The sequence below is a fragment of the Nitrospiria bacterium genome (assembly GCA_036397255.1).
Taxonomy (GTDB): Bacteria; Nitrospirota; Nitrospiria; order DASWJH01; family DASWJH01; genus DASWJH01.
Window position 1 is genome coordinate 1 of sequence record DASWJH010000068.1, and the last position, 4,867, is coordinate 4,867.

The 4,867-nt window shown below is 42.0% G+C and carries 7 protein-coding genes; 2 read left to right on the forward strand and 5 right to left on the reverse strand.

Translation table 11 applies throughout. The features are described from left to right. The first annotated feature begins 247 nt into the window (after positions 1-247). A complete protein-coding gene (locus tag VGB26_08970; GenBank protein HEX9757919.1) occupies positions 248-631 on the forward strand; it encodes a hypothetical protein in 384 nt (127 codons plus the stop codon). 35 nt (positions 632-666) lie between these two features. Here the strand turns inward: VGB26_08970 and VGB26_08975 are convergent, their stop codons facing one another. Beyond that, on the reverse strand, positions 667-1,779 hold the full coding sequence (locus tag VGB26_08975) for a GGDEF domain-containing phosphodiesterase (GenBank protein HEX9757920.1): 1,113 nt from the start codon (positions 1,777-1,779) through the stop codon (positions 667-669). Positions 1,780-1,959: 180 nt separating this feature from the next. Between VGB26_08975 and VGB26_08980 the strand changes: the two genes are divergently transcribed. Beyond that, complete coding sequence (locus VGB26_08980) at positions 1,960-2,328, forward strand: hypothetical protein (GenBank protein HEX9757921.1); 369 nt, start codon at positions 1,960-1,962, stop codon at positions 2,326-2,328. Positions 2,329-2,408: 80 nt separating this feature from the next. Here VGB26_08980 and VGB26_08985 read toward each other — a convergent pair whose 3' ends face one another. The 4 genes from VGB26_08985 to VGB26_09000 all read right to left on the reverse strand — a co-directional run bounded on the left by VGB26_08985 (position 2,409) and on the right by VGB26_09000 (position 4,630). Continuing rightward, positions 2,409-2,726, reverse strand: coding sequence for a hypothetical protein (locus tag VGB26_08985; protein ID HEX9757922.1), 318 nt, complete (start codon positions 2,724-2,726; stop codon positions 2,409-2,411). Between the two features lie 74 nt (positions 2,727-2,800). After that, positions 2,801-3,160: a hypothetical protein gene (locus VGB26_08990; GenBank protein HEX9757923.1), complete on the reverse strand. Its 360-nt coding sequence runs from the start codon at positions 3,158-3,160 to the stop codon at positions 2,801-2,803. Positions 3,161-3,294: 134 nt separating this feature from the next. Further along, positions 3,295-4,326 carry an RNA 3'-terminal phosphate cyclase gene (gene rtcA / locus VGB26_08995; protein HEX9757924.1) on the reverse strand — a complete coding sequence of 344 codons (1,032 nt, stop codon included), beginning with the start codon at positions 4,324-4,326 and terminating at the stop codon, positions 3,295-3,297. Between the two features lie 13 nt (positions 4,327-4,339). Continuing rightward, positions 4,340-4,630 carry a hypothetical protein gene (locus tag VGB26_09000; GenBank protein HEX9757925.1) on the reverse strand — a complete coding sequence of 97 codons (291 nt, stop codon included), beginning with the start codon at positions 4,628-4,630 and terminating at the stop codon, positions 4,340-4,342. Positions 4,631-4,867 lie beyond the last annotated feature (237 nt).

Below are 4,867 nucleotides of genomic sequence, written 5' to 3' on the forward strand. Positions count from 1 at the left end.
TGACGAACTGGATTTTGCAGGAACCTCTAATACTTCAAAGGCTTCAACCACAGAATGACTTTGACTTGACCCTTGCCCTGTATGGACCTTAAACACTTTTTAACAATTTTTACCCACTCGATTACACGAAGACCCAAAATACATTTGGGACACCTGGGTCTTCACTGCCGGGTTTTTGTTCGCCGTTCTTATTTTTCAGGGATGTGGTTTTTTTGGAGGGAGTAGAGATGAGGGGTATCCTGTTGCAGTGTTTGGGAGAGAGGAACTTTCAGGTTTGGTTGATATAGCCCTTCAGGAGGGCCGGGAAGAATATTTGGATGCCGATCTTGCAAAAATTTTAGAGGTTCCCCAAAAGAAAGGGAGAATTAAAATCCAATATCTTATTTCTGGGGATAAAAATCGGGAATTTTTCATTATAAAAAAAGAAAATGAAAAGGTTTTGTTGATTATGATCCATCACAAAACCAAGTGGGGAGAGGATTTAGAGGGTTATTTTTATTTAATAAAAGCAGATGGGGGATTGAAATCAGCCGTTCATGCCAAAAGAGGGTCCGAAGCTTTTTCCTTTCCCAAAAAGATTACAAAAACTCCTATAAACCCTAAGGCCAATCCGGTTATTGTGGTTCTCTGAATGCCAAAAAGATTTAGAAGGTCCCAAATAGGATTTCACAAGGATTTCTTTTGGATCAAAATATTGGTCACTTCTTCTAGAGGCAGAGGGGGGCTAAACACATACCCCTGAATTTCATTACATTCCAGAGCACGCAAAAATTCCAGTTGTTCTCCCGTTTCAACACCCTCGGCGGTTACCTTCAGATTCAGGTGATGGGCCATGGTTACAATCGCCCGTACGATGGCCGCATCATCGGGGTCGGTTGCAATATCCCGCACAAAAGATTGGTCAACTTTCAACCGGGTGATGGGTAATTGTTTTAAATAGGAAAGAGAAGAGTACCCCTTGCCAAAATCATCGATGGAAATTTGGATTCCTAAAGCAAATAATTTTTGAAGAGGTAAAAGAGCCTGATCCATATTTTGTAACATACTCTCGGTGAGTTCAAGTTCCAGGCAGTGAGGATCAAAGGATGTTTCTGTGAGGATTTTTTCAATAGTTTCGACAAGGTCTTCTTGAAGAAATTGGCGTGCGGATAAATTTACAGACACTTGAATGTTTTGATGTCCAGCCTCATGCCACTTCTTTTCGATGGTACAGGCAGTTTGAAGTACCCAATTTCCAATGGAAATAATTAAGCCGGTTTCTTCTGCGATGGGAATAAACTGGAGAGGAGGAACCAAACCCAAAGTGGGGTGCCGCCAACGGATCAGCGCCTCCATCCCAGCGACCTGATTGGAAGAGAGGTTTACCTTGTGCTGATAGTATAGGATCAGTTCATCGCGCTCCGGTGCGTAATGCAAGGCAGTATCCAAGGCCAACCACTCGGAAACCCTGGAATTCATTTCAGAGAAATAAAAACGGTAACTGTTCCTCCCTTTGTCCTTCGCCTGGTACATGGCCAAATCGGTTTTTCTCAGGAGGGTTTCCGTATCCCTTCCATTATTCGGGAAAAGGGTAATACCCATAGTGACGGTAACGAAAAGCTCGTGTTCTTCGATTTGAAAGGGTTTTGTAAAAAGGTTGATAATTTTTTGTGAAATTAGGGCCTTCCCCTGCTCGAGGGTTTTTCCGTTTGAAATATGAGGGTTTTGCCTTTTATTTAAAAAACTAAAAAAATAGGCCGGCCAATGAATTTCTAATTCTTTTTCGAAGGGGGGTTTAATTTGTTTAGCTTCATATCTTTACCTTTCCCAGACCAGTTGTTTGAAAAATGGTTATTAAATCTAACGGTCAAGCGGTAGACGGAAAATTAACCTTTATTTTAAATAAAGTTCTGTTTACAATGTTGATATGTTAGAGAGTTTTGGTTTTAATCTAAAAAAAAAGTGAGGTTAAATGGGCTTATGAGCAAAGATCAAATATATTTGGAGGTAGCTTCCGATTTTGTAAAGTTTTATGCCATCATGGGGCACTGTTTAAGAACCATTATGGACGGGGAGGCTTCCCAACAGCTTCCCCTTGATCAGGTAAAAGAGCAGTTTCAAAAAGCCAAAGAAGTATTGATGCCCCGGCTTTCCGGAAATCCTGTGGTTTTAAAGAAGGTGGAAGATGATTTTGGAATGACCCTAAAACTTCTTGCGGAAAACGCTAATTCGAAGTTAGATCAAGCAAAACGCGAGGAAACAAAAGAAGAATCCCTAAGACTTCATTTCTACGCACGGGAGAGATCTGCTTCGCTCAGTGATTTGGTGGCGGTATTCAGGGGTCTTTAACAGCAAGGCAGTCAGGGACGGAGTTTCTGATTTGATAAAGGAGAATTAAGGGTTAGAGGTTCCTTTTTTCGAGGGCAAATTTACTCCGGTGCTTCTTTTAGATGGGTTAATTTATTTTTAATGTGGTCTAAACCGGGTTTAAACATTTGCCGTATTTCCCCTCGTTTTTCTTTCCCCAGTTTTTTCATAAGGGCCGTATATTTATCCAGTGCTTTAGCGGCATGTGCTTTGGCTCCCTCAATATCCTCCAGGGGTGAGCTTTCTCTTGAAACCGTTTCCATTTCTTCTTCTATATCAACAATAACCGCTGCCAATTGATCAATTTCCTTTCCGAGTGCAAAAGGGTCTTTGATCTTCTTGTGATTTTCTTTTGGTTTTTTTGCCTTTACTTTATTCATAATACCCTCCCTAAAAATTTCAGGGAATTAGCCCCGTGGGGTCTATGAGTTTAATAACCGTCAGTTTTAAAACTCTAGCTTTCCATCATTTCGAGTCTTGCATCAAACTCGTGACCACATTGGGTACATTGGATACAATCTCTTTCCAGCGCGGGTTCCTCTATGTTGATTCCCATTCCTCCGCAGTCCGGGCAACGGGTAAGGTGGACCACTTCGTCATCCAAGGTTTCGTATTTTGTTCCCCGGAGGCAATATACCGGTTTTTCATTCACCAGCCAAGGTTTTCCTAAATTATCGAGAACGGGTAGGGAAATATAATGATGGGCGGCAAATTCCTTCAGTGCTTTTGGCGTATTGAGCCCGTCTTTGATTTTTTTTCCGTTTTTTCCATCAAATATGGCCTTACCCTTTATTATGACTTTAGTCGGTCCCATCTTGAAGCCCTCCTTTTGAAATTCCTTATATCAAAGGGGGAAAAAATTAACAACTCTAATGTTTTTCAATAAATTGAACTCTTTGATTTATAAGGTTTTTTCTTATCAGGTGAAAAGAAGAACAATGCCCTTTTCTAGCCATAGGAGCGTAATTTTCTAACCTCGATTATAGAACCGTTTTTTTCCATATTTGAAACTTTAATATTAATGGAAAGAAATTTTTTAATAATTTCCATATTTGTTTGGGTGTGAGAAGTCAGTGGTATTGTTGAAAAAACTCCGCCTCTCATGATGACCATTGGCACTAAGAGTTGGTCCGCTAAATAACTTCCTACCGGGACACCTGTTTCCAAATAACGACGAACCTGTTGTACAGCCTGGCTTGCCACTTTTTCAGCGGGAATTCCGCGTTCTCCAAAAGCTGAAAAAATTTCCGTGATCTCTTCACTTTCCAATTCAATCAAGACGACATTACCGGGACCCGAGGATTCCACTGCCTCAAATTTTAAGTGGTCTTTCGGCCAGGATAATTCTTGCTCAATGACAGATAACTCCCTTTTCGCGATGTTTTCAGGCAGATGAGATAGGATAACACGGGCACATTTTCTTCGGATATCTCCCCGGGCGGTGAGCTCGAGGGGTGTGAGGGAGGAAGGCGGATCAATGGAAACCTGTAGTCTCCCTCCCCCAGCGGGGAAAAACCCCGGGCGTTCAAGTTTAACTGAAACCCGTGCTCCCATCCGTGCCAATAAGGGAAAGAAGGTCTTTTCAACAAAATCAAAAGGGGGGGCCCCTGGATTATGGGTACCGCCCTCCAGTATGAGATGGCTTGGGTTTGAAGCCGTTAGAAGGGCAGGTAAAACCGTTTGAAGAACCAATATGGTACTCCCCGCGGTTCCAACGGAGAAAAAATATTTTCCGGGGATGACCTTTCCAGGTATGAATTCCAATTCCTTGGACCCAATGGTGTTTCCCTTTACCTGGGCACCGCTGATTTCAACAGCAGCATTGACTGCCGTTAGGTGTTGGGGACGAAGTCCAGGTTTCTTCCTCCCTGCGCGAATTTTTCCAATTCGAAATGGGGTATGGGTAACCAGGCTTAGCCCCAAAGCGGTGCGGAGTATTTGTCCGCCTCCTTCTTTAAATGAACCATCAATGGTCAGCATCTTTTCTTTTTTTTTATGGTAATTCCCAACAGATTCTGTCTCTGCGGATTTCGATTAGGAAATTTTGATCAAAGGTCAGTGTGATGGTGTTATTCCACCAATCAGGATCCACTACAAGGAACCACTGTAGATCCGTGTTTTCCGCAGGGTTTTCGGAGGGTTCCATTTTTCGTTTAAATTCTCCCTGGGGCCAAGCATGAATTTCTTTGATTTTTCCTATGCTTAATAGTTCGGTCGCTTTTTGATAAACAACTGTTTTTGATTCACCGATCTCAAATCCATAACCTTCTCCTGAGGTTATCACACGGACACCGAAAAAATATGAAATTAACCCAAAAATTGCGATTAAAGGAACAATCAGAAAGAAGGCCCCGTAGATTAATTTTTGGGGTCTTCGTGTAATCGAGTGGGTAAAAATTGTTAAAAAGTGTTTAAGGTCCATACAGGGCAAGGGTCAAGTCAAAGTCATTCTGTGGTTGAAGCCTTTGAAGTATTAGAGGTTCCTGCAAAATCCAGTTCGTAATTCCCGAATGGTTTTATC